The sequence below is a fragment of the Halobacillus andaensis genome, from assembly GCF_014636475.1.
Taxonomy (GTDB): Bacteria; Bacillota; Bacilli; order Bacillales; family Halobacillaceae; genus Halobacillus_A; species Halobacillus_A andaensis.
In genome coordinates, this window is the sequence record NZ_BMEL01000005.1 from 200,989 (window position 1) to 220,945 (window position 19,957).

The following is a 19,957-nucleotide window of genomic DNA, read 5'->3' on the forward strand; positions in this document are numbered from 1 at the left end:
AACCCTGGCTTTTAATAAGACCAGGGTTTTAGATGGAATGCTTATATCCACTTTTTCTCTCTCATATAGAATAAGGCTAGAAGCAATAAAACGTTAACGGTGTTTTCTTTGTTTTGCACCTTGAATGACATGGTTGATTTTTCTGTTTTCTTATTGTGTTGGACAGGTCCTCCAGTGTCTTCTTTTAACTGTTCTTCTCTATTTATCTCAGTGAAAGCTGCTAACTGTTCCTCAACTGCTGTTTTATCCATGTCGTCTTCTAGGTCCTCAGCGTCAGGCTCTGTCTCTGGTTCGACTTTTTCCTCATTAGGCACTTCCACAGCTTCTTTGACTAGTTCCTCATGCATTTCTAGTTCAGCAGATGCATGAGTTTCTTCTACGTTTTCTTGTTCGGATTCTTGATTTTCTGCTTCTTCTTGTTGCCATTGTTCATCTTTTACATCATCAACGGCCTCTTCTAAGTTCGCTTCTGAGTGCTCCTCAGCGGCTGTTTCATCCATGTCGTCTTCTAGATCCTCAGCTTCAGACTCTGTCTCTGGTTCGACTTTTTCCTCGTTAGGCACTTCCACAGCTTCTTTGACTAGTTCCTCATGCATTTCTAGTTCAGCAGGTGCATGAGTTTCTTCTACGTTTTCTTGTTTGGATTCTTGATTTTCCACTTCTTCTTGTTGCCATTGTTCCTCTTTTACATCATCAACGGTCTCTTCTAAGTTCGCTTCTGAGTGCTCCTCAGCGGCTGTTTCATCCATGTCGTCTTCTAGATTTTCAGCTTCAGACTCTGTCTCTGGTTCGACTTTTTCCTCGTTAGGCACTTCCACAGCTTCTTTGACTAGTTCCTCATGCATTTCTAGTTCAGGAGATGCATGAGTTTCTTCTACGTTTTCTTGTTCGGATTCTTGATTTTTCACTTCTGCTTGTTGCCATTGTCCCTCTTTTACATCATCAACGGTCTCATTTAAGCTAGTTGCATTGAGCACTTCAGCACGCTCTACTTGCTCCCAAGCCGATAAAATATCAGATACGACCCGATCCCACGTGTAATGCTTTTCTGCTAACGATCGTCCATACCTTCCCATCTCTTCTCGAACACTCGGATTCGATAGAAGATAAGATAAATGCTGGACAAACTCCCCGGAATCAGCCGGGTTCTCAACAATAATTCCATTTTTATAGGGTTCGATTACTTCTTTATTCCCTCCGCGATCGGTTGTAACGATCGGGAGTGCTGCTGCCATTGCTTCATAGTGCACGCGAGCCAGAGGTTCCTGCCACTGGGACGTACAAACAAATAAGTCTGAAGCAGCAAACCATTCTTGAATCTTATCAGGAGCTACAAACCCTGTTTGAATGACGGGGACAGGCAGACGTTCTGCTAAAGCACGCACATAAGCAATATAGTCGGTTACATCGTTATTGCTGAACCATTTACTTCCCATAATGACTAAAGCAATGTCATCGTGCTTTTCAGCTAAATCCGGAATCGCGCGAACAAGAACATCAATGCCCTTATTAGCCGAAAGCCGTCCTGCATAAAGGATGACTTTTTTCCCTTCCAAACCATGTTCCGACCTTAGTCGATTTCTCATTTCTTTAGCTGCCTGTGAATAAGAAGGTACAAAACGCTCCAGGTCCACTCCGGAGTAAATGGTTTGAATCTTAGTTGCAGCTTCAGGATAAAAGCCGCGAATGGTCTGACCAATATACTCACTGATCGTGATTATTCGATCTACATTCTGTACAACCAAATTTCCTTCCTCTGCACGGAGTTTCTCCGGCTTAAACATATCGTTATGCATACTCAAAATAATTTTAGCCTCAGGAGCTAACTCCCGTACCTTGTTTACGAGACGGGGCCGGTTAAAGATATGAATAATGTCATAGCTTTGTTGATCTGATTGCAGAAATTGCACAACATTTTCCCGATAAGCTTCTAAAATACTGCCTCCGACACGGACATAACGAATGCCTTCCCTGACCTCATCCGCTGGCAATGCTTCGTCATCTCTTCCAAGAACCGTGATTTGATGATCTTGCTTTAACACTGGCAGCGCACCATCAATATACGTCTGTATGGCTCCACCTCTAATAGCGGGGACGGGTAATTTCTCTGTACATATAATTAAGACTTTCATTAGTAGGATTTCCCTCCTTTCCGATCTTGTTCCAGCTGTTCTAACACTGGCCATTTTTTTTGATCAAGTTCTATAATTCTTTTAATTTCCTGGTCTAACTCAGGCGTCATAAATGAAGTTGGTGAATATACAATATCTTTTACATTCCGGTAGTACAGACTAGGCAAAGATAAATCAATCATTAATAATTCATAAACTTCATCGGAAATCGGATTGGCAGCCTCATAAGCTTTGATCATTTCTCTTGCCCATTCCAAATCCCATGTCCCCATAGAATCCATACAACCTGCCATCAGTTTTCGCAGATCACGAATAGTAATATCAAAGGACACTCCATCCAAGTCTATAATCCATATGCCATCATCACCCATTTGAGCGTTCGCCCATCCGTAATCCTGGTGCACAAGACCAGTTTCTTCCGTTCCTCTGGCCAAAATTTCAGCATAAGCCGAATTTTCCAGCCGGAGGCGCGCTTGACGAGCCTGCTGCTGGAATTGATCGACAGAAGAAAGAATTGTGCTGCTTGCGGGACACTCGCTATAAGCATTGGCGATATCGCGAAACCATCCTAATTTTTTATCGATACGCTCATAGGCTCTCGGCCAGCGGTGAAGACGAGATACAAACTCAGCGTCTTCCGGCGGCACAAATCCTTTCGTTAATTGATGAAACTCTCCTAATGCATAGCAAAGCTTCTTCGTACCTTCTAAGTCATCAGGCAATTGATAGAGAGATTCATTCCACTCCGCTACAAACCATAGTTTTCCGCCCTTTTCCACATAATTGTTACCTTGTTTCGTTTTATAAATCGCAGGTACTCTTGCTTTTTTTACTTCAACTAGATATTCCTGAGCGGCGAGGCTGAACTTACTTTTTGTCGGCCGTCGATGGAGTAACTTTAAACTAAAAGGACCTTTATCTGTGTTGACTTTCCAAATCGCTCCTCCTTGTTCGTCCTTAATGGCCACCAATATCCTCTCTTGAACAGTTACGTCATACTCTTCAAGAACGATGTCAGCCATTTCTTCAATATAGTCTGGTACATATAAAGCTTGGTTGATATTTTCATGCGCCCATGGCTGGATCAATTGATCACTCATTTTTTCACCTCCGTTGTATCCCCATCTTATTCAACTGCTTCATGAATGGTATGGGGAGGTGACTGTCTTATCTTATTTTTACCCTGCAAATTTTTATGAATGGTACCGGTTAATCGCCGTTACTATCCTCAATCTCCTTAATACAGTACTAATAGAACATCTCAACGATTAACAAGGAGAATAAAACTATGAAAATACTAATAATAGGGATGGGGTATGTAGGAACAACCACAGGAGTCGTGTTTGCTCATCAAGGCCATGAAGTAACAGGTTTGGACATTGACGAGAGTAAAATAACATCATTAAAAAAGGGCAATTTATACTTTCATGAACCTGGATTGCAAGAGATGTTATTCGATCAATTAAAGAATGGCCGTATCCAATTTACTTCAGATCCAAGAGCAGCGGTTGAAAATCACGACGTCCTCTTTCTCACCGTAGGAACTCCCTCCTTAGAAAACGGTAACGCAGACTTAACGTTTATTAAAAAAGCAGCTGAAATGATCGGCCGCTATAAAAATAAAGAAAAGATTGTCGTAGTCAAAAGTACAGTGCCGTTAGGGACAACTGACCAAGTCGAGCAATGGATTAAGCAATCAACAACTGATCCTTCCTCTACTCATGTAGCGATGAACCCAGAATTTTTAAGGGAAGGAAGCGCACTATATGATGCCCTCCATCCAAACCGCATTGTTATTGGCAGCCAGAATTCGAAAGCCCGTAGTACTTTAGAACAATTGTATCGTTCGTTTACCTGTCCTCTACTAATTACTTCTACAAAGGCAGCTGAAATGATTAAATACGCTTCAAATGCGTTTCTGGCCACAAAAATTTCTTTTATTAATGAAGTGGCAAAACTGTGCGATCAAGTCGATGTACAAATTAAAGATGTCGCTAAAGGAATGGGGTTAGATCAGCGAATCGGCCCAGACTTCTTACAGGCGGGTCTGGGCTATGGTGGTTCATGCTTTCCAAAGGACGTCAAAGAGTTTACGGCTTCCGCTAAATCTTTAGGAGTCCCTTTAACGATTCTGGAAGACGTCGAAAAGATTAATAAATCTCAACCTCACTATTTCATCAATAAAATGAAAAATACCTTTCCAACTTTAAAAGGAAAGAAAGTTACCCTTTTAGGTCTTTCATTCAAGCCAGACACAGATGATATTCGAGAATCGGTAGCTTTTCCAATCATGGACCTACTTTTAAAAGAAGGTGCTAAAATAACCGTCCACGACCCTGTTGTAAACTTATCCACTGAATGGCTTACGAAAGGGGTGACCCAATGCTGGGATCCCTATGTAGCTGTAAAGAACAGCGATATGATTCTCATTGCGACCAATTGGTCCCACTATGAAAAGCTCGATTGGGCTAAAGTGCATGAATTGGTGACAACGCCTCACCTTTTTGATGGGCGAAATATGTTAAATGCAGAGAAAATGAAGCTATTAAAATTTCACTATCAAGGCATCGGTTATGCGTAACAGCTAACGATAGAAAGGAGGAAAAAATGAAAGGTTTAATATTAGCCGCAGGAAAAGGAACAAGGTTGCGCCCACTATCTCACACGCGGCCAAAACCATTGCTGCCCGTAGCGAATCAACCAGTCATTCTATACGGGATTAAACAGTTATATGAGTTAGGCGTTCGCGAAATTGGATTAGTGATTCAACCAGGTTCAGAAGAAATATTTGAACAGATGTTACTACTTGAAGATATGGAAGACGTGCAATTTAATTATATTTACCAGCGGGAACAACGAGGAATAGCCCATGCTGTAAAGCAAGCTGAAGCATTTATCGGAGCTGACCCATTTGTACTTCTTCTTGGAGATAATTTAATCAACGAGTCCTTGGAGCCCTTAAAAGAAGCATGTAAAGAGAAAAACACGCATGGGACTGTCATGGTAACAAAAGTGGAAAGGCCCGAAGATTACGGAATCGCTGAAACAATGGAAGGTCGAATTACAAACGTAGAAGAAAAACCACTCCAGCCAAAGTCTAATCTCGCTATTATTGGGGTGTACCTTTTTCAACCGACCATCTTTAAGGCTATCCATGCCATTCCCCCTTCAGCACGAGGAGAGTACGAAATTACGGATGCGATCCAATGGTTAATTGATCATAAGTTTCAAGTAAACTATGTAAAAGCAGAACGGCCGACGTTTGACGTAGGAACGATGGAACGATGGTTAGAAGCCAATCAATGGATGTTAGAACAAAACCCTGACCTGGAGAATCATGATGAAGTCAAAAATTCAATTATTATTCCACCCGTAAAAATCGGAAAACAATGCACAATTAAAAATTCAGTGATCGGACCGCACGTCTCGATTGAACCAGGTACGACCATTCAAAATTGCCGCATTAAGAACAGTATTATTCTAAGGGATTCTATTTTTAAGAACATTCCTTATAAAATCGTAGATAGTGTATTCGGAGAAAAAACAAAGTTCATTACTGAAGACGTGAAAGATCCATCCATTCACGGAATGTTTGGAGATGACTCCTCTTTCATTTTCACCAACTCTTCTTCCAAAAAGAAGAAAGACAACTAATTCAAAAGCTATGAATAACTTGAGGTTTCATAGCTTTTTCCTATGAACTCTATGACTCACATATGCATACAGTACGATGAAGACAATCATGATTGCACGTGAGAGGTGACACGATGATTTTACTAACAGGTGCAGCTGGTTTTATTGGTGCACACGTAGCTAAACGGCTGCTTCAAGAAGGCAATGATGTTCTTGGAATTGATAATTTAAACACGTATTACGACCTTCAATTAAAGAAAGATCGTTTGCTATGGCTTCAGGATCAAAACTTTATATTTAAACAAGTCGATCGATCGAACCACGATGAATTACAAGCTCTTTTTAAAGAACACCAGCCTTCTCTCGTTATTGACCTCGCTGCCCAGGCCGGCGTACGATACAGCCTTGAGAATCCACAGGCATACATTGACTCAAATATAACTGGTTTTTTAAATATACTAGAAGCTTGCCGACACAACCATGTTGAACAACTCATTTACGCTTCTTCCAGTTCTGTTTACGGAGCTAACACAAAAATGCCGTTCTCTGTACAGGATCATGTGGATCATCCTGTCAGCTTGTATGCAGCGACGAAGAAGGCAAACGAACTGATGGCCCATACGTACAGCCATCTATACAATCTGCCTACGACAGGGCTTCGTTTCTTCACCGTATATGGACCATGGGGACGTCCGGACATGGCTCTATTTACGTTTACAAAAGCTATTCTTGAAGGTAAGCCTATTCAAGTTTTCAACCAGGGCAAAATGAAAAGAGATTTTACGTATATCGATGACATCGTCGAAGGAATCATTCGATTAACGCGAAATAAGCCTGTACCTGATCCAAATTGGAGAGGAGATGCTCCTGATCCTAGCACAAGTGCTGCTCCCTACCGCATCTATAATATGGGAAATAGTAAACCTGTGAAGCTTTTAGATTTTATTACAGCCATTGAAAACAAACTTGGGATCAAAGCTCAAAAACAGTTTCTTCCTATGCAAAAAGGGGATGTCATCGCTACCTATGCGAATGTCGATGAACTCGCACGTGATATAGGATATCAGCCGAGTACTTCGATTGAAGAGGGTGTCGGAAAGTTTGTGGATTGGTATAGGGCGTATTATGGAATTTAAAAAATAGAGAGGCCCTCAGGAGGACCTCTCTATTTTTGTTTGATTAAACGCAGGCTATTGAGTATAACGAGTAAAGCCGCTCCTGTATCACTTAATACAGCCATCCATAACGTTAAAACACCAGGGAATATTAATATCAAAGCTGCCAGCTTTGTAATGATTGAAAACCAGATGTTTTGCTTAATAATGGTTAACGCTCGCCGGCTTAAACGTACCGTATGTGGCAGCTTTTCTAAATTATCAGCCATAAGGACAATATCTGCTGTTTCCATCGCTGTATCTGTGCCAGCCCCGCCCATAGCAATGCCTAAATCTGCGGTGGCCAGTGCTGGAGCATCATTAATGCCATCTCCAATCATGGCTACGCGTTTTCCTTCTTGCTGCAGTTTCTCTACAGCTTTCACTTTATCTTCAGGAAGTAGTTCAGCGAAATAACGATCAACACCCGTTTGATCTGCTATTTTCCTCGCTGTCCCATCATTATCTCCCGTTAACATGACGATTTCATTCATCCCCACGCGCTTAAGCTTCTGAATGGATTGCACCGTGATCTCTCGAATGGTATCAGCTACAGCGACCATACCAAGAATGTGAGAACGGGTTCCCACTATAACAAGTGTATGCCCTACCTGCTGCAGGGTCTCTATTTGATCCTCAACATCGTTAAGGGAGACACCCATCTCACGATATAATTTAGGATTCCCAGCAAAATACTCTACTCCATCTATGACAGCTTTAGCTCCTTTACCTGCTATCGCTTCAAAAGAAGCCCCTTCTTTTTGAGAGATATTCCGCTGTTCCGTATACATCGTAATCGCCTGAGCAATCGGATGGGTGGAATGTTCTTCGATGGTTCGCGCAATGCTTAACCATTCTTCTTTCTCGCCATTACTAGTGAAAACTTGAGAGACTTTCGGTTTTCCTTCTGTCAGTGTCCCTGTTTTATCAAAAGCCATAGCACTGATAGAGCCTGCTTTTTCTAAAAAGGTTCCTCCTTTAATGAGCACACCATTTTTAGCGGCATTTCCTATAGCCGAGACAATCGCTACAGGAGTAGAAATCACTAAAGCACACGGACAAGCAACCACTAATAAAGCAAGACCTTTATACAACCATTCTCCCCATGTTCCCATCCCAACAACTGGGGGCAGGATCATAACGAGAAGCGCTAAACTAAAAACAATAGGGGTATAGACACTTGCAAATCGATCCACAAACGCTTGAGTAGGCGCCTTTTTCTCTTGCGCCTCTTCAACAAGGTGAATAATTTTAGCTATCGTTGTATCTTCTACAAGCTTCGTAACATTTACCTCTAAGGCTCCATGCTCGTTGACCGTTCCAGCATAAACAGTATCTCCTTTTTCTTTATCTACAGGCATCGACTCTCCTGTGATAGGCGCTTGATTTATACTGGAAGACCCTGTCATTATCTTTCCATCTAAAGGTATTTTATCTCCTGGCTTAATTAAAATCGTTTCATTTAATGCGATCTCTTCTACTGGTTTCCTTACCCAATTATCTCCTACTTTTACTGTAGCTTCTTTCGGAGTTAAATTGATTAAATTCCGGATAGAGTTTCTTGTACGTTCAATCGAACGGTTTTGAAGTGTATTCCCTAGAGCAAACAGCCAAACAACCATAGCTCCTTCAAACCATTCTCCAATAAGTGCGGCACCAATAGCAGCGGACACCATTAACACATTCATATCAAGCGAGCGGCTTTTAACCGCATAAAAAGCGCTTTTCGCTGGTTTATAGCCTCCTAGAGCAATTGTGATCGCATACAGTATTGTAATTAGAGAAGGTGGAACACTCATAAAGGAACTAATAAATCCAGCGGCTAGAAAGATTCCAGCCACAGTGGTCGTAAAATTTTTACGAGATGCCCCCTGACTTGAGCTTCTCCCCCTTTGTAAGGAGGCATGAAACCCTGACTTCTCCACTTCTTTTACAATAACTTCTTCAGAGGTATTATGGGTAACGTGCAGTTTACCTGTAGAAAAGTTAACACTGACCTCCCCTACATCAGGGTGTGTAGAAAGATGCTTCTCAATCGTAGCAGCACAGGATCCACAGTCCATGCCCTCAACCAGGTATGTTTCTGTATTCTTTTTCTCATTCAAAGTTTTAGCCTCAAATCCTAATTTTCGGAGATGAAGTGGAATTTGATCGGCAGCAGAATCATCTTCTGCTCCTACCGTCATTTTTCCGGTCCCATAATGAACTTGAACATTGGTAATACCCTTTTGTTTGGTTAGACTTTTTTCAATCGTCGCGGCACAAGAAGGACAATCCATTCCTTCTACTTTATATTCATACGTGGAAGAATGATCTTCCTCTTTTGTTGAACAACAGCTTTTATTAATAGGTTCTTTAAATTGAGTCATTTGTATTCCTCGCTCTATTAAGTGTTTAGGATTCTTTGGAGTGAATCATAGCGATTGAGACAAGCTGATGCACGTGGTCATCAGCTAAAGAATAGAAAACGAGCTTCCCTTCTTTTCGATATTTTGCTAACCCCATATTTCGTAATAAACGTAAATGGTGTGAAGCTGTAGCTGTAGTGGAGCGAATAATGTTAGCGACATCGCAAACACACAATTCAGGTTCTAACGTTAATGCATAAGCAATTTTTAACCGTGTGGAATCAGAAAGAGCTTTAAAGATTAATTCGACGCCCAATACTTCATCCATCCGAGGTTGTATACGATTGACCAATTTTTCGTCATAACAAAATGTATCACATGTATCTTTAGACGTTGTATTCATTACCTTATCACTCATTATTTCACCTTCATTCAAATATTCATTTGATTATTTGTTTATAGTATATGCTTCTACTCATAAAGAATCAACCCATATATTCAAAAAATCATTTGAATGTAAAGAGGAGGAATGCTGTAAGGAAGGATGATTGCCCGAATGGATGAAACATTTAAGTTGTCTTCTTAGCAAAAACAACTATAAAAAAGAGCCAGAAGCGGCATGCCGCTTCTGGCTTAAGTTTTATTTATTCTACCGTTACACTTTTCGCTAAGTTACGAGGCTTATCAACATCACAATCACGATGAAGAGCCGCATAGTAAGATACTAGCTGCAATGGAATCACTGAAACAAGGGGTGTCAGCAAGTCATGAACATGTGGAATAACGAAAGCATCGCCTTCCTTATTCAGACCTTTCATACTGATAATCATACTGTTCGCTCCACGCGCTTCTACTTCTTGCACGTTTCCTCGGATCGAATAGTTCACATTCTCCTGCGTCGCAAGTGCAATAACAGGCGTACCTTCTTCAATTAAAGCAATGGTACCGTGTTTCAACTCTCCTCCAGCAAATCCTTCTGCTTGGATATAAGAGATTTCTTTTAATTTTAATGAGCCTTCAAGGCCTACATAATAGTCAATGCCTCGACCGATAAAGAAGCAGTTACGTGTGGTTGGCAAGTAATCACTTGCCAGCTGTTCAAGGTCTTCTTTTTGATCAGTTAAAGCTTCCATAGCGTTCGCTACAATACCAAGCTCCTGCATTGGATCAAAGTCTAATTCCAGACCTTTAGCACGTGCTGTATCTACAGCTAGAATGGCAAGTACAGCCATTTGTGCTGTATAAGCTTTTGTTGAAGCTACAGCGATTTCAGGCCCTGCGTGCAAGTGCATCGTGTAATCTGCTTCACGGGAAAGGGTGGATCCAGGCACATTCGTAATGGTTAGTGCTGGATGACCAAGTTCTTTTGTTTGAACAAGCACGGAACGACTGTCTGCCGTCTCGCCACTTTGTGAAATATAAACGAATAATGGCTTTTCAGAAAGCAGCGGCATGTTATAAGAGAACTCACTAGCCACGTGGACTTCAACTGGGATGTTCGCCATTTTTTCAATAAATTGTTTCCCTAAAAGTCCGGCATGATAACTCGTGCCCGCTGCAATGATATAAATGCGGTCACAGTTCTTCATCGCTTCACGAATTTCAGGGTCTAATTTGATTTCATCATTTTCATTCTGATACTCTTGGATGATTTTACGAATGACAAACGGTTGTTCATCGATTTCTTTAAGCATGAAGTGAGGGTATGTTCCCTTTTCAATGTCTGTTGAGTCAAGTTCAGCAGTGAATGGCTCACGAGTCACTCTTTCACCGTCTGGAGATTGGATAATGACTTCATCACGGCGTAATAGCACAGTTTCTTTATCCATTAGCTCTAAGAACTGATCTGTCACGTGCAGAGCAGCCATAGAGTCACTAGCTACTGCGTTGAAGTCTTCACCAAGTCCTACTAGTAACGGGCTCTTATTTTTCGCAACATAAATCGTATCTTCGTCCTCAGCGTCAATGAGAGCAATCGCATAAGATCCTGTTAGAAGGTTGACTGCTTTACGGAAAGCAGCGGCAACATCCTGAAGTTCCTCATTTAAAACTTCAATCAGTTGAACGATGATTTCCGTATCTGTTTCACTCTTCATTTCTACATTAGCAAGATACTCATTTTTTACATCCAGGTAATTTTCGATAACTCCATTATGAACGATCGTAAAACGTCCGGATACACTTTGGTGAGGGTGAGCATTTTCTTCACTTGGTGCACCATGAGTCGCCCAGCGCGTGTGCCCGATTCCTAGAGTGGAGTGAACATTTTCATCTACTGCTTCTCGTAAGGTTGCAATACGTCCTTTTACTTTAGAAACCTTTACGCCTCCATTTAGAGTAGCAATACCTGCAGAGTCATACCCTCTGTATTCAAGCTTTTCTAAACCATTTAATAAAATCTCTTTCGTATCTTCTAGTCCTATATATCCTACAATTCCACACATAATTGTTTTCCTCCTAAAAATCAAGAAAGGAGCAAACAACGAACATACTAAACCTAGCAGGGGCCGTTATTTGCCCCTTTCCCGTAAACATTTTTTATTTAGGCACTTTGTTTGTACGATTTGGTCAAAGAGTCGCCTCTTTGGTTTAGCATACAAACATGCGGTTGAAGTGCTGCAACCGGGAGGCATCCGCCGAACGCTCGATGAACCTCCTCCTCGTCAACTGTGCTTGATCCGCTCTGCACAGCCCTGGCGCTTTATAAATGATCTGTCTCGTTCCTCCTTTACTCTCTTTGAATAAAGGCCTCTACTCATTTATCCGAAAAAAAGTGTGTTAAAACTTATTTCGGTAAATTTTTCAAGGCTATGCTTCATTTTACCCGAAGACAAGCTGGTGGGTCAATGAATTTCACAAAAGCATTGCCCTATAAAATATGCGCAGGGGAGCGTGTTGTGCCCGGCCTGCGCATAATATTTATTACTCTTTCATCCCTAATTCTTCATTCACCACTTGCACAACTTTATCAACATATGTTTCACACTGTTCCTCTGTCGGCGCTTCAACCATAATACGTACGAGGGGTTCAGTTCCAGAAGGTCGCACTAATACACGACCGCTGTCCCCCATTTCCTCTTCCACAGCCTGAATGGCTTCTTGAATACGAGGGTGAGTTTGTACGGCCTGTTTATCAATAACACGTACGTTCTTAAGAACTTGAGGGAACTTCTCCATCTCGGCTGCTAATTCAGACAAAGGTTTTCCAGTTTCTTTTAAGACATTGACGAGTTGAAGGGCCGTTAACATGCCATCCCCCGTCGTGTTGTGGTCTAAGAAAATAATGTGACCTGACTGCTCTCCCCCTAGGTTATAGCCGCCACGACGCATTTCTTCCATAACGTATCGATCCCCGACAGCCGTTTTATCACTTTTCATCCCTTGTGCTTCGACCGCTTTGTAGAAGCCTAGATTACTCATTACTGTAGATACAACCGTTGAATGATTCAACGTTCCTTTTTCGTTCATAAATTTAGCGCACACAAACATGATGCGGTCTCCATCTACAATGTTCCCCTTTTCATCAACAGCGATGAGGCGATCTCCATCTCCATCAAAGGCAAGACCAATATCAGCTCTCTTATCCTTCACGAGCTGTTGAAGAGCCTCGGGGTGAGTGGAACCAACTTCCTTATTAATATTTAATCCATCAGGAGATGAGCCGATAGAAGAAATATCGGCTTCTAAATCAGCAAATAAATGAGAAGCCAGGGAAGATGTTGCTCCATTTGCACAATCCAATGCAATATGTAAGCCATCAAAGTCGTAGTCCACTGTTTGTTTTAAATGCTGCATATATTTTTGACCACCTTCAAAGTAGTCGTTAATTTGACCTAGATCAGAACCAGAAGGACGAGGCAGTGTATCCTCTTCTGCATCAATAAGTGCTTCAATTTCTTCTTCCTGAGCGTCTGTTAGTTTAAAGCCATCGGGACCGAAAAACTTGATCCCGTTATCCTCTACTGGATTATGAGAAGCAGATATCATAATGCCTGCTTCAGCTTGAAGAGCTTTCGTCAAATAAGCTACGCCAGGGGTAGAGATCACACCTAGTCTCATCACTTCTGCTCCAATTGAGAGAAGTCCAGCTGCTAACGCTCCTTCAAACATTTCTCCAGAGATACGCGTATCGCGTCCGATTAAAATTTTTGGTCGTTCTACGTTTTTTGTTAGCACATACCCGCCAAATCGACCTAGTTTAAATGCCAGTTCAGGTGTTAATTCTTTATTGGCTACACCACGGACACCGTCTGTTCCAAAATATTTACCCATTGTAAAAGACCTCTCTTTCATCCTATCTTAATACGTACGTCGCTTTTTATTGCAATTCTTCCGTTACTTCTTCTACTTCTACTTCTACTTCTACTTCTACAGTTTCAGGCTCAACGCTCGAAACCTCTTCTGGAAGCGGGATGTCAACTTCCACTGTCTCGTTTTCTGTAACATCCGATACATCCACCGGAATATCTTCAAAATTCTCTATTTCATCTAACACATCATTCGGACCGCTAATGGTTACACTGTCCGTCTCTGAACTAATGGAATCAACTTCCATTCCCTCAGGAGCTTCTCCTTCAGGCTCAAAAGAAATAGGTACATCCTTCTCTGATCTCGTAATCGGCACTGTGACATCGACAGTCGTGGGATCTAAGAGAACATTTAACTCGTTGCCTTGTGCATCATATACTTTTACCGGTGCTTCAATATCTTCTAATGTCGCATCAGCTTCCCCAACGTCAATAATCGCTTTAACTGAAGCCACTCGATCTATGGCAGCGGATGAGCCGGTAATCGTGACCTCATTCGGGTCAATTTCAGCTTCTCCAACAGTGTACTCATTCTCTATTTGACTCTCATTAATTAAATCAATAGTTACCGGGAAGTTTTGACTTTCTTTTTCTTCGATGGTCACTTCCACAACCTGCGGCTCTATACTGACGGATAATTGGTTCGATATGCCGGAATGTTGAACAGTGACCTCATGCGTGCCAGGCCCTAAATCATTTAAGTCGACAAACGCTGTAAAGTTTTGCTGTCTAACGACGGGAGCTACTGCACTGTTAGGACCCTCTACAGAAACGGCTACATTTTGCGGTAATCCGGTGACGACATACTCTTCACTATCAAATTGAACTTCTAACGGAATATCGTTCATCACTTCTGTTACAGAAGAAGTATTGTTGAACCACTGGGAATCACTGTCCATATTATCATCTACATTAATAGAAACCCATAAGAGCACAGCTAGAAGCAAAGAGATAATTCGAATAAACCATTTATTCTTAAATAAATTATCCATTCTTTTTCCCCCTCCTATTCCATGATTTTGCGGCAGGGGTTTTTGAGCCTGAATTAAGCTCGCTTCTTAAAATATCTTCTAATGTTTCTTGCTCCAATTGTCTGTGCAGCTCTCCATTTTTTGTACAAGAAATTGCGCCTGTTTCTTCTGAAACGACAATGGTAACTGCATCCGTAACTTCACTGATTCCCATAGCTGCTCTATGCCTCGTCCCTAACTCTTTCGAAATAAAAGGGCTCTCAGATAAAGGCAAATAACAAGCAGCGGCGATGATCTTATCATCTTTAAGTATGACAGCACCATCGTGCAATGGTGTATTCGGAATAAATATGTTCGTTAACAACTCACTTGATAAATGACCGCCGACTGGTATGCCTGTTTCCACATAATCACCCATACCAGTTTCTCTTTCAATCGTGATCAACGCTCCGATTCGACGCTTCGCCATGTAATTACACGACTTTATAATCGCCTGTATCGATTTCTCCGTATCTTCTTCTTCTGCTGTTGTCCGACTGAAAAAGCTTCCGCGACCTAATTGTTCAAGTGCTCGCCTTAATTCAGGCTGGAATAGTATAATGATAGCGAGGAAACCCCAAGTAATGGCTTGTGACATTAACCACCTAAGTGTGGTCAGCCCGAATAAATTACTCAATAACCATATACCTAATACAACGAAGATCCCTTTCAACAGCTGAACGGCCTTCGTGCCTTGGATCAGCATGATTAATTTATATACAACAAACCAGACAAGGGCTATATCAATTGCAATTAATAGTACATCTAAAACATCTAGTCCCCCACCAAGCATGCTCACACTTCCTTCTGAAGAATTTCTGCTACGTTAAAAATTGCCATAGCCTGTATTATTATATCACACTTCCCTTTTTTGAGTGATTAAAAAAGGATACAAAAAAATTAAACCACTGTTACAACCACAGTGGTTTATGCTTATTCTGAATCAAAAGAAAAGATGTCCGATACAAAATTCTTCGTATGGTACCACATCCACTCAAATACTTGGTTGACTTCATTCACTTCGCCGCTTGCATAGGCTCGGTAATTTTCACCATTCAATTCATTTTGTGGATCATCTGTTACGAAATTTCCGTTAATCAGCGTTATATCTCCATCAATTTTACCTTCTACTTTTAAATCACCATTTCTTACAACCAAATCCCCGTCAACGGTAACATCTTCAGGGACAATCACTGTGTTGTCTTGAATAATCAAATTCTCCTGCTTGGATACAGTTACTTGCTGATCTTGGTTCCACGCAGAAAAGATGCTGCTAAACATAAGGACAAAAAAGATTGCAGCTGCTGTAAGAATAGGATGACGCTGTAATTTTCTTATAAAATTACGTCTCTTTTTCTCTTTCGGAAGATTGGCCATAACGTTAGCTGTAAAATTAGATGGTGCAGAAATAGCACCTGTATCTTTAATTAAAACTATAGAGCGCTTTAACTCATGAAAATGATTCTGGCAGGATGGGCAAGCTTGGAGATGGTCGCGCAGTCGTCTTTCTTCTTCTTTTTGTAATTCTCCATCTAGATACTTATGCATAAGCTCTACAGCTTCTTTTTTACAATTCATTCCCTCTCAACTCCTTTACACATGTCGAAGCCTTTTCCGTAAGGCTTCCCTGCCCCGGTGAATTCGCGTCTTAACGGTACCGATTGGGATATCGAGCACTTCAGCAATTTCTTGAAGCGCCAGCTCATCTAAGTACCTCAATACGATCACACTTCTATATTTAGGGGGAAGGGCCAGAATTTCACGGTGTATAAAGCTCTGCAATTCGAGGCTTTCCACCTCTTCTTCCGGCAACGCTTGATCGACGGCTAACTGGGAGTACATATCTAGTCCATCCGTACCTTTGACTTCGGCATCTAAATAGTAATCCGGTTTCTTTTTACGAATTCGATCGATCGTTAAGTTTGTAGCAATGCGATAAAGCCAAGTAGAAAACTTACGGCGCTCATCAAAGCTAGATATGTTTGTATAGGCCCTAATAAATGCTTCCTGAGCAATGTCCTCAGCTTCATAGGCGTTCCCTACCATCCGATAACAAATATGAAACACTTTGTTTTGGTAGAAGGACACAATATCTTCGAAAGCGGATTGATCCCCTTTTTTGACCTCTTTTATTTTTTTCTTTATCATCGTTTCCATTTCTCTACCTCCGCTATTCGTGCGGTTATCACCTATACGTAATCGTACGTTAAAAGGTTTCAAAAAAAATTATATTTTTTAAATAACGTTTAAACTCTATTAAAAGTGGATATAAACTAAGAACTGAAGTTTCTCGCTCAGGGGGTGTACCATGATGAATGTTGAATTGAAGCTTTTAAAAGAAATAGAAGAGTGTCGGAATGAAATGAACCGATTAGCTAAACGTTACTCTTTAACTTCTAAACATGTTGTGTATGTAAGCTCTAAATTAGACTATTTATTAAACGAATATGAAACGATAAAGCAAAAGGATCAGCAACCTCCCTTTCGTAAGGTTAGCTGCTGATATCCATTTTAAACTTCTATAGTAAACTCTCTCCTAACAATGAACCCATCAAACCAACAGCCATATTAGCCGTTTTATTCTTTTCATCCAAAATAGGATTCACCTCGACAAACTCTGCAGAGGTAATCATTTTCGATTGGGCCAGCATTTCCATGGCTAAATGGCTCTCACGATAACTTAGCCCACCCATTACTGGTGTCCCTACTCCAGGTGCTTCATTCGGATCCAAACCATCTAAGTCTAAACTTAAGTGTACACCATCTGTTCTGCCTTTTAAATAATTAATCGATTCTTCCATAACCGCAGGCATACCCATCTTATCGACTTCATGCATAGTAAATACCTGTATTCCTTTTTCTTTAATTAAAACTCTTTCTCCTTCATCTAGAGAGCGGGCACCAATGATCACAATGTTTTCAGGTTTAATCTTCGGAGCGTAGCCAAGAATATTGGTTAATTTCTCATGCCCAATTCCAAGGCTTACAGCTAACGGCATTCCATGAATGTTACCAGATGGAGAGCTTTCGCCTGTATTTAGGTCCCCGTGAGCGTCATACCAAATAACACCAAGATTTTCATAATGTTTTGCCACTCCAGCGAGAGTTCCCATGGCAATACTATGGTCTCCTCCTAAAACAAGAGGGAACGCTCCACTTTGTACAACTTGATCAACTTTCTCAGCTAAAAGGCTGCTTCCTTCCGAAACTTCTTTTAAATTACGAAGATTATCTACTTTTTCTTGGTTGTTGTGAGCGGGACGGGCAATCTTGATATCCCCTAAATCTTCTATATCTAATTTAAGCTGTTCTAAACGATCAATGATGCCTGCATAGCGAATAGCACTAGGTCCCATGTCTACCCCGCGTCTGTTTTGTCCTAAGTCCATAGGTACCCCAATAATTGAAATCTTTTGATTCATAGATTATTCCTCCTTTTTCAAACTATTCTAATTGTAGACGTTTTCAACCTAATGACTCAACTGGACATAATTATGTATATATATACGTTATAAGGACCGTAACAGCCATTGAATTGCATCATTAATATCTATCGCTACGTAATGAATAAAAACAACCTCTTGATTGCGTTCCAATTCACGTAATGCTTCTTCACCGCCACCTGTTCGGACTAAAATCCTCTTACACCCTGCTCGTTTACCGGCTTCCATATCTTTTAACCGATCTCCAATGACGATACATTCATTAAGTTTTAAGTGATAGTCATAACATGCCTCTTCAATCATTCCTGTAGCTGGTTTTCTACATTCACATTGGTCTGATGGTTTATGAGGACATAAGTAAACGTCATCCATCCCAAACCCCAGCAATTCTTTTCTAAATTGTTCTTTTGAGCATCTCCCTTCTGAAATTCCAGGCTGATTCGTAAACGAAAATAAAAGAAAGCCGCTGTCTTTCAACTTCCTTATATGCTCTTCTACTCCTTTATACAAAGTAAATTCACCTGGATATTCAATTTGATCTGATCCGCCTAAGGTACCATCTCGGTCAATAAATACAGCTCTCATAAGACCTCCCTTTACTAAAAAAAGCTGACATCTATTCGTAGATGTCAGCTTATATAGTGAAATGTGTATTTAACTTTTATGTATGGTGGAGCCTAGCGGGATCGAACCGCTGACCTCCTGCGTGCAAAGCAGGCGCTCTCCCAGCTGAGCTAAGGCCCCGAGTTATGTATGGAGCGGGAGACGGGATTCGAACCCGCGACCCCCACCTTGGCAAGGTGGTGTTCTACCACTGAACTACTCCCGCTTACTCAAAGTAATTCAATTTAAGTGAATAGGACAGCGAATATTAAAGAATATCCGCTGTATAAATGAGCCATGGAGGGCTCGAACCTCCGACCCTCTGATTAAAAGTCAGATGCTCTACCAGCTGAGCTAATGGCTCGCAATTAAAAATTATTCTCGTACGTTTGGTTATGATGCTCGTCGTGTTGCAAGATTTCCGATGAAGCCGCACTCCTCGCAAGCCTTCGAAGAAGTTTATTCGACGTAGTTGGCTTGCTCTACCAGCAGAGCTAATGGCTCACAAAAAGACATTTAAACACACTAAAATAAAATAGCCCGTTCTTTATTTTTAATAAATAAAAAAAGCTATACTATTCAGTAAGTATAAAAATGGCTGGGCTAGCTGGATTCGAACCAGCGCATGACGGTACCAAAAACCGTTGCCTTACCGCTTGGCTATAGCCCAATGTTCATTAAGTATTATTAACTTAAATCCTTGATTTATTCCATCTTTTTTTAAAAAAATGGTGGAGGGAGTAGGACTCGAACCTACGAACCCGATGGGAGCGGATTTACAGTCCGCCGCGTTTGGCCAACTTCGCTATCCCTCCACTATTTAAATGGAAATGGTGCCGGCCAGAGGACTTGAACCCCCAACCTACTGATTACAAGTCAGTTGCTCTACCAGTTGAGCTAGGCCGGCGACATGGTGGAGGATGCAGGGCTCGAACCTGCGACCCCTTGCTTGTAAGGCAAGTGCTCTCCCAGCTGAGCTAATCCTCCATTTGATTGGTGACCCGTACGGGATTCGAACCCGTGATACCGCCGTGAAAGGGCGGTGTCTTAACCACTTGACCAACGGGCCATAATAACAATTTCTTCAGAGCTTCCAGCCGGATTTGAACCGGCGACCCCTTCCTTACCATGGAAGTGCTCTACCACTGAGCTATGGAAGCAAGTGGCTCCACAGGTAGGATTCGAACCTACGACCGATCGGTTAACAGCCGATTGCTCTACCACTGAGCTACTGTGGATCAATACTAGAAGGTGAAAAATAAATCGACGTGGCAGCGTCCTACTCTCACGGGGATCGACCCGACTACCATCGGCGCTGAAGAGCTTA

At 41.5% G+C, this 19,957-nt stretch carries 16 protein-coding genes and 10 tRNA genes; 4 read left to right on the forward strand and 22 right to left on the reverse strand.

Annotation, left to right across the window (positions count from 1 at the left end; translation table 11 throughout):
* Positions 1 to 41 precede the first annotated feature (41 nt).
* Complete coding sequence (locus IEV27_RS18755; protein ID WP_188379049.1) at positions 42 to 2,132, reverse strand: glycosyltransferase family 4 protein; 2,091 nt, start codon at positions 2,130 to 2,132, stop codon at positions 42 to 44.
* A complete protein-coding gene (locus IEV27_RS18760) occupies positions 2,132 to 3,232 on the reverse strand; it encodes a CotS family spore coat protein (RefSeq protein ID WP_188379050.1) in 1,101 nt (366 codons plus the stop codon). Before IEV27_RS18760 ends, IEV27_RS18755 begins: the two co-directional genes overlap by 1 nt.
* A 188-nt stretch (positions 3,233 to 3,420) precedes the next feature.
* Here IEV27_RS18760 and IEV27_RS18765 point away from each other — a divergent pair, with 188 nt between their 5' ends.
* The 3 genes from IEV27_RS18765 (at position 3,421) to IEV27_RS18775 (ending at position 6,901) form a co-directional block, all read left to right on the forward strand.
* Complete coding sequence (locus IEV27_RS18765; protein WP_188379051.1) at positions 3,421 to 4,713, forward strand: UDP-glucose dehydrogenase family protein; 1,293 nt, start codon at positions 3,421 to 3,423, stop codon at positions 4,711 to 4,713.
* 26 nt (positions 4,714 to 4,739) lie between these two features.
* Positions 4,740 to 5,786 (forward strand): sugar phosphate nucleotidyltransferase, encoded by a 1,047-nt coding sequence (locus IEV27_RS18770; protein WP_188379052.1) that lies wholly within the window; start codon positions 4,740 to 4,742, stop codon positions 5,784 to 5,786.
* Positions 5,787 to 5,899: 113 nt separating this feature from the next.
* Entirely contained in the window at positions 5,900 to 6,901 is a 1,002-nt protein-coding gene (locus IEV27_RS18775) for an NAD-dependent epimerase (protein WP_245345470.1), read from the forward strand.
* Positions 6,902 to 6,930: 29 nt separating this feature from the next.
* On the opposite strand, the gene IEV27_RS18780 is transcribed toward IEV27_RS18775, so the two are convergent.
* The 8 genes from IEV27_RS18780 to sigW form a co-directional block, all read right to left on the reverse strand.
* Positions 6,931 to 9,288, reverse strand: coding sequence for a heavy metal translocating P-type ATPase (locus IEV27_RS18780; RefSeq protein WP_229735426.1), 2,358 nt, complete (start codon positions 9,286 to 9,288; stop codon positions 6,931 to 6,933).
* 25 nt (positions 9,289 to 9,313) lie between these two features.
* Positions 9,314 to 9,685, reverse strand: a complete 372-nt coding sequence (locus tag IEV27_RS18785; RefSeq protein WP_188379053.1) for an ArsR/SmtB family transcription factor — start codon at positions 9,683 to 9,685, stop codon at positions 9,314 to 9,316.
* A 226-nt stretch (positions 9,686 to 9,911) separates the two neighbouring features.
* Entirely contained in the window at positions 9,912 to 11,711 is a 1,800-nt protein-coding gene (gene glmS, locus IEV27_RS18790; protein ID WP_188379054.1) for a glutamine--fructose-6-phosphate transaminase (isomerizing), read from the reverse strand.
* A gap of 478 nt (positions 11,712 to 12,189) precedes the next feature.
* Entirely contained in the window at positions 12,190 to 13,539 is a 1,350-nt protein-coding gene (gene glmM / locus IEV27_RS18795) for a phosphoglucosamine mutase (protein WP_188379055.1), read from the reverse strand.
* A gap of 46 nt (positions 13,540 to 13,585) precedes the next feature.
* A complete protein-coding gene (locus IEV27_RS18800; RefSeq protein ID WP_188379056.1) occupies positions 13,586 to 14,566 on the reverse strand; it encodes a CdaR family protein in 981 nt (326 codons plus the stop codon).
* Complete coding sequence (gene cdaA / locus IEV27_RS18805; RefSeq protein ID WP_188379057.1) at positions 14,559 to 15,377, reverse strand: diadenylate cyclase CdaA; 819 nt, start codon at positions 15,375 to 15,377, stop codon at positions 14,559 to 14,561. Before cdaA ends, IEV27_RS18800 begins: the two co-directional genes overlap by 8 nt.
* Before the next feature lie 140 nt (positions 15,378 to 15,517).
* The gene (locus tag IEV27_RS18810; RefSeq protein WP_188379058.1) at positions 15,518 to 16,162 is read right to left on the reverse strand and encodes an anti-sigma factor family protein; all 645 of its coding nucleotides are present in this window, start codon (positions 16,160 to 16,162) and stop codon (positions 15,518 to 15,520) included.
* Positions 16,163 to 16,177: 15 nt separating this feature from the next.
* Complete coding sequence (sigW, locus tag IEV27_RS18815; protein ID WP_188379059.1) at positions 16,178 to 16,741, reverse strand: RNA polymerase sigma factor SigW; 564 nt, start codon at positions 16,739 to 16,741, stop codon at positions 16,178 to 16,180.
* A gap of 151 nt (positions 16,742 to 16,892) precedes the next feature.
* Between sigW and IEV27_RS18820 the strand changes: the two genes are divergently transcribed.
* Positions 16,893 to 17,087, forward strand: a complete 195-nt coding sequence (locus tag IEV27_RS18820; protein WP_188379060.1) for an aspartyl-phosphate phosphatase Spo0E family protein — start codon at positions 16,893 to 16,895, stop codon at positions 17,085 to 17,087.
* Positions 17,088 to 17,103: 16 nt separating this feature from the next.
* Here the strand turns inward: IEV27_RS18820 and rocF are convergent, their stop codons facing one another.
* From rocF to IEV27_RS18880, 12 genes are all read right to left on the reverse strand, one after another.
* On the reverse strand, positions 17,104 to 18,006 hold the full coding sequence (rocF, locus tag IEV27_RS18825; protein WP_188379061.1) for an arginase: 903 nt from the start codon (positions 18,004 to 18,006) through the stop codon (positions 17,104 to 17,106).
* 87 nt (positions 18,007 to 18,093) lie between these two features.
* Positions 18,094 to 18,612, reverse strand: a complete 519-nt coding sequence (locus tag IEV27_RS18830) for an HAD-IIIA family hydrolase (protein ID WP_188379062.1) — start codon at positions 18,610 to 18,612, stop codon at positions 18,094 to 18,096.
* Positions 18,613 to 18,695: 83 nt separating this feature from the next.
* A tRNA-Ala gene (locus tag IEV27_RS18835) sits at positions 18,696 to 18,771 on the reverse strand.
* Positions 18,772 to 18,781: 10 nt separating this feature from the next.
* Positions 18,782 to 18,856: transfer RNA gene (locus IEV27_RS18840), tRNA-Gly, on the reverse strand.
* Positions 18,857 to 18,921: 65 nt separating this feature from the next.
* A tRNA-Lys gene (locus IEV27_RS18845) sits at positions 18,922 to 18,994 on the reverse strand.
* Between the two features lie 231 nt (positions 18,995 to 19,225).
* Positions 19,226 to 19,300 (reverse strand) — tRNA-Gln (locus tag IEV27_RS18850).
* A 59-nt stretch (positions 19,301 to 19,359) separates the two neighbouring features.
* Positions 19,360 to 19,445: transfer RNA gene (locus IEV27_RS18855), tRNA-Tyr, on the reverse strand.
* 16 nt (positions 19,446 to 19,461) lie between these two features.
* A tRNA-Thr gene (locus IEV27_RS18860) sits at positions 19,462 to 19,537 on the reverse strand.
* Positions 19,538 to 19,541: 4 nt separating this feature from the next.
* Positions 19,542 to 19,617 (reverse strand) — tRNA-Val (locus IEV27_RS18865).
* Positions 19,618 to 19,624: 7 nt separating this feature from the next.
* Positions 19,625 to 19,699 (reverse strand) — tRNA-Glu (locus IEV27_RS18870).
* Between the two features lie 19 nt (positions 19,700 to 19,718).
* Positions 19,719 to 19,790: transfer RNA gene (locus IEV27_RS18875), tRNA-Thr, on the reverse strand.
* A 3-nt stretch (positions 19,791 to 19,793) separates the two neighbouring features.
* A tRNA-Asn gene (locus tag IEV27_RS18880) sits at positions 19,794 to 19,868 on the reverse strand.
* Between the last annotated feature and the right edge of the window lie 89 nt (positions 19,869 to 19,957).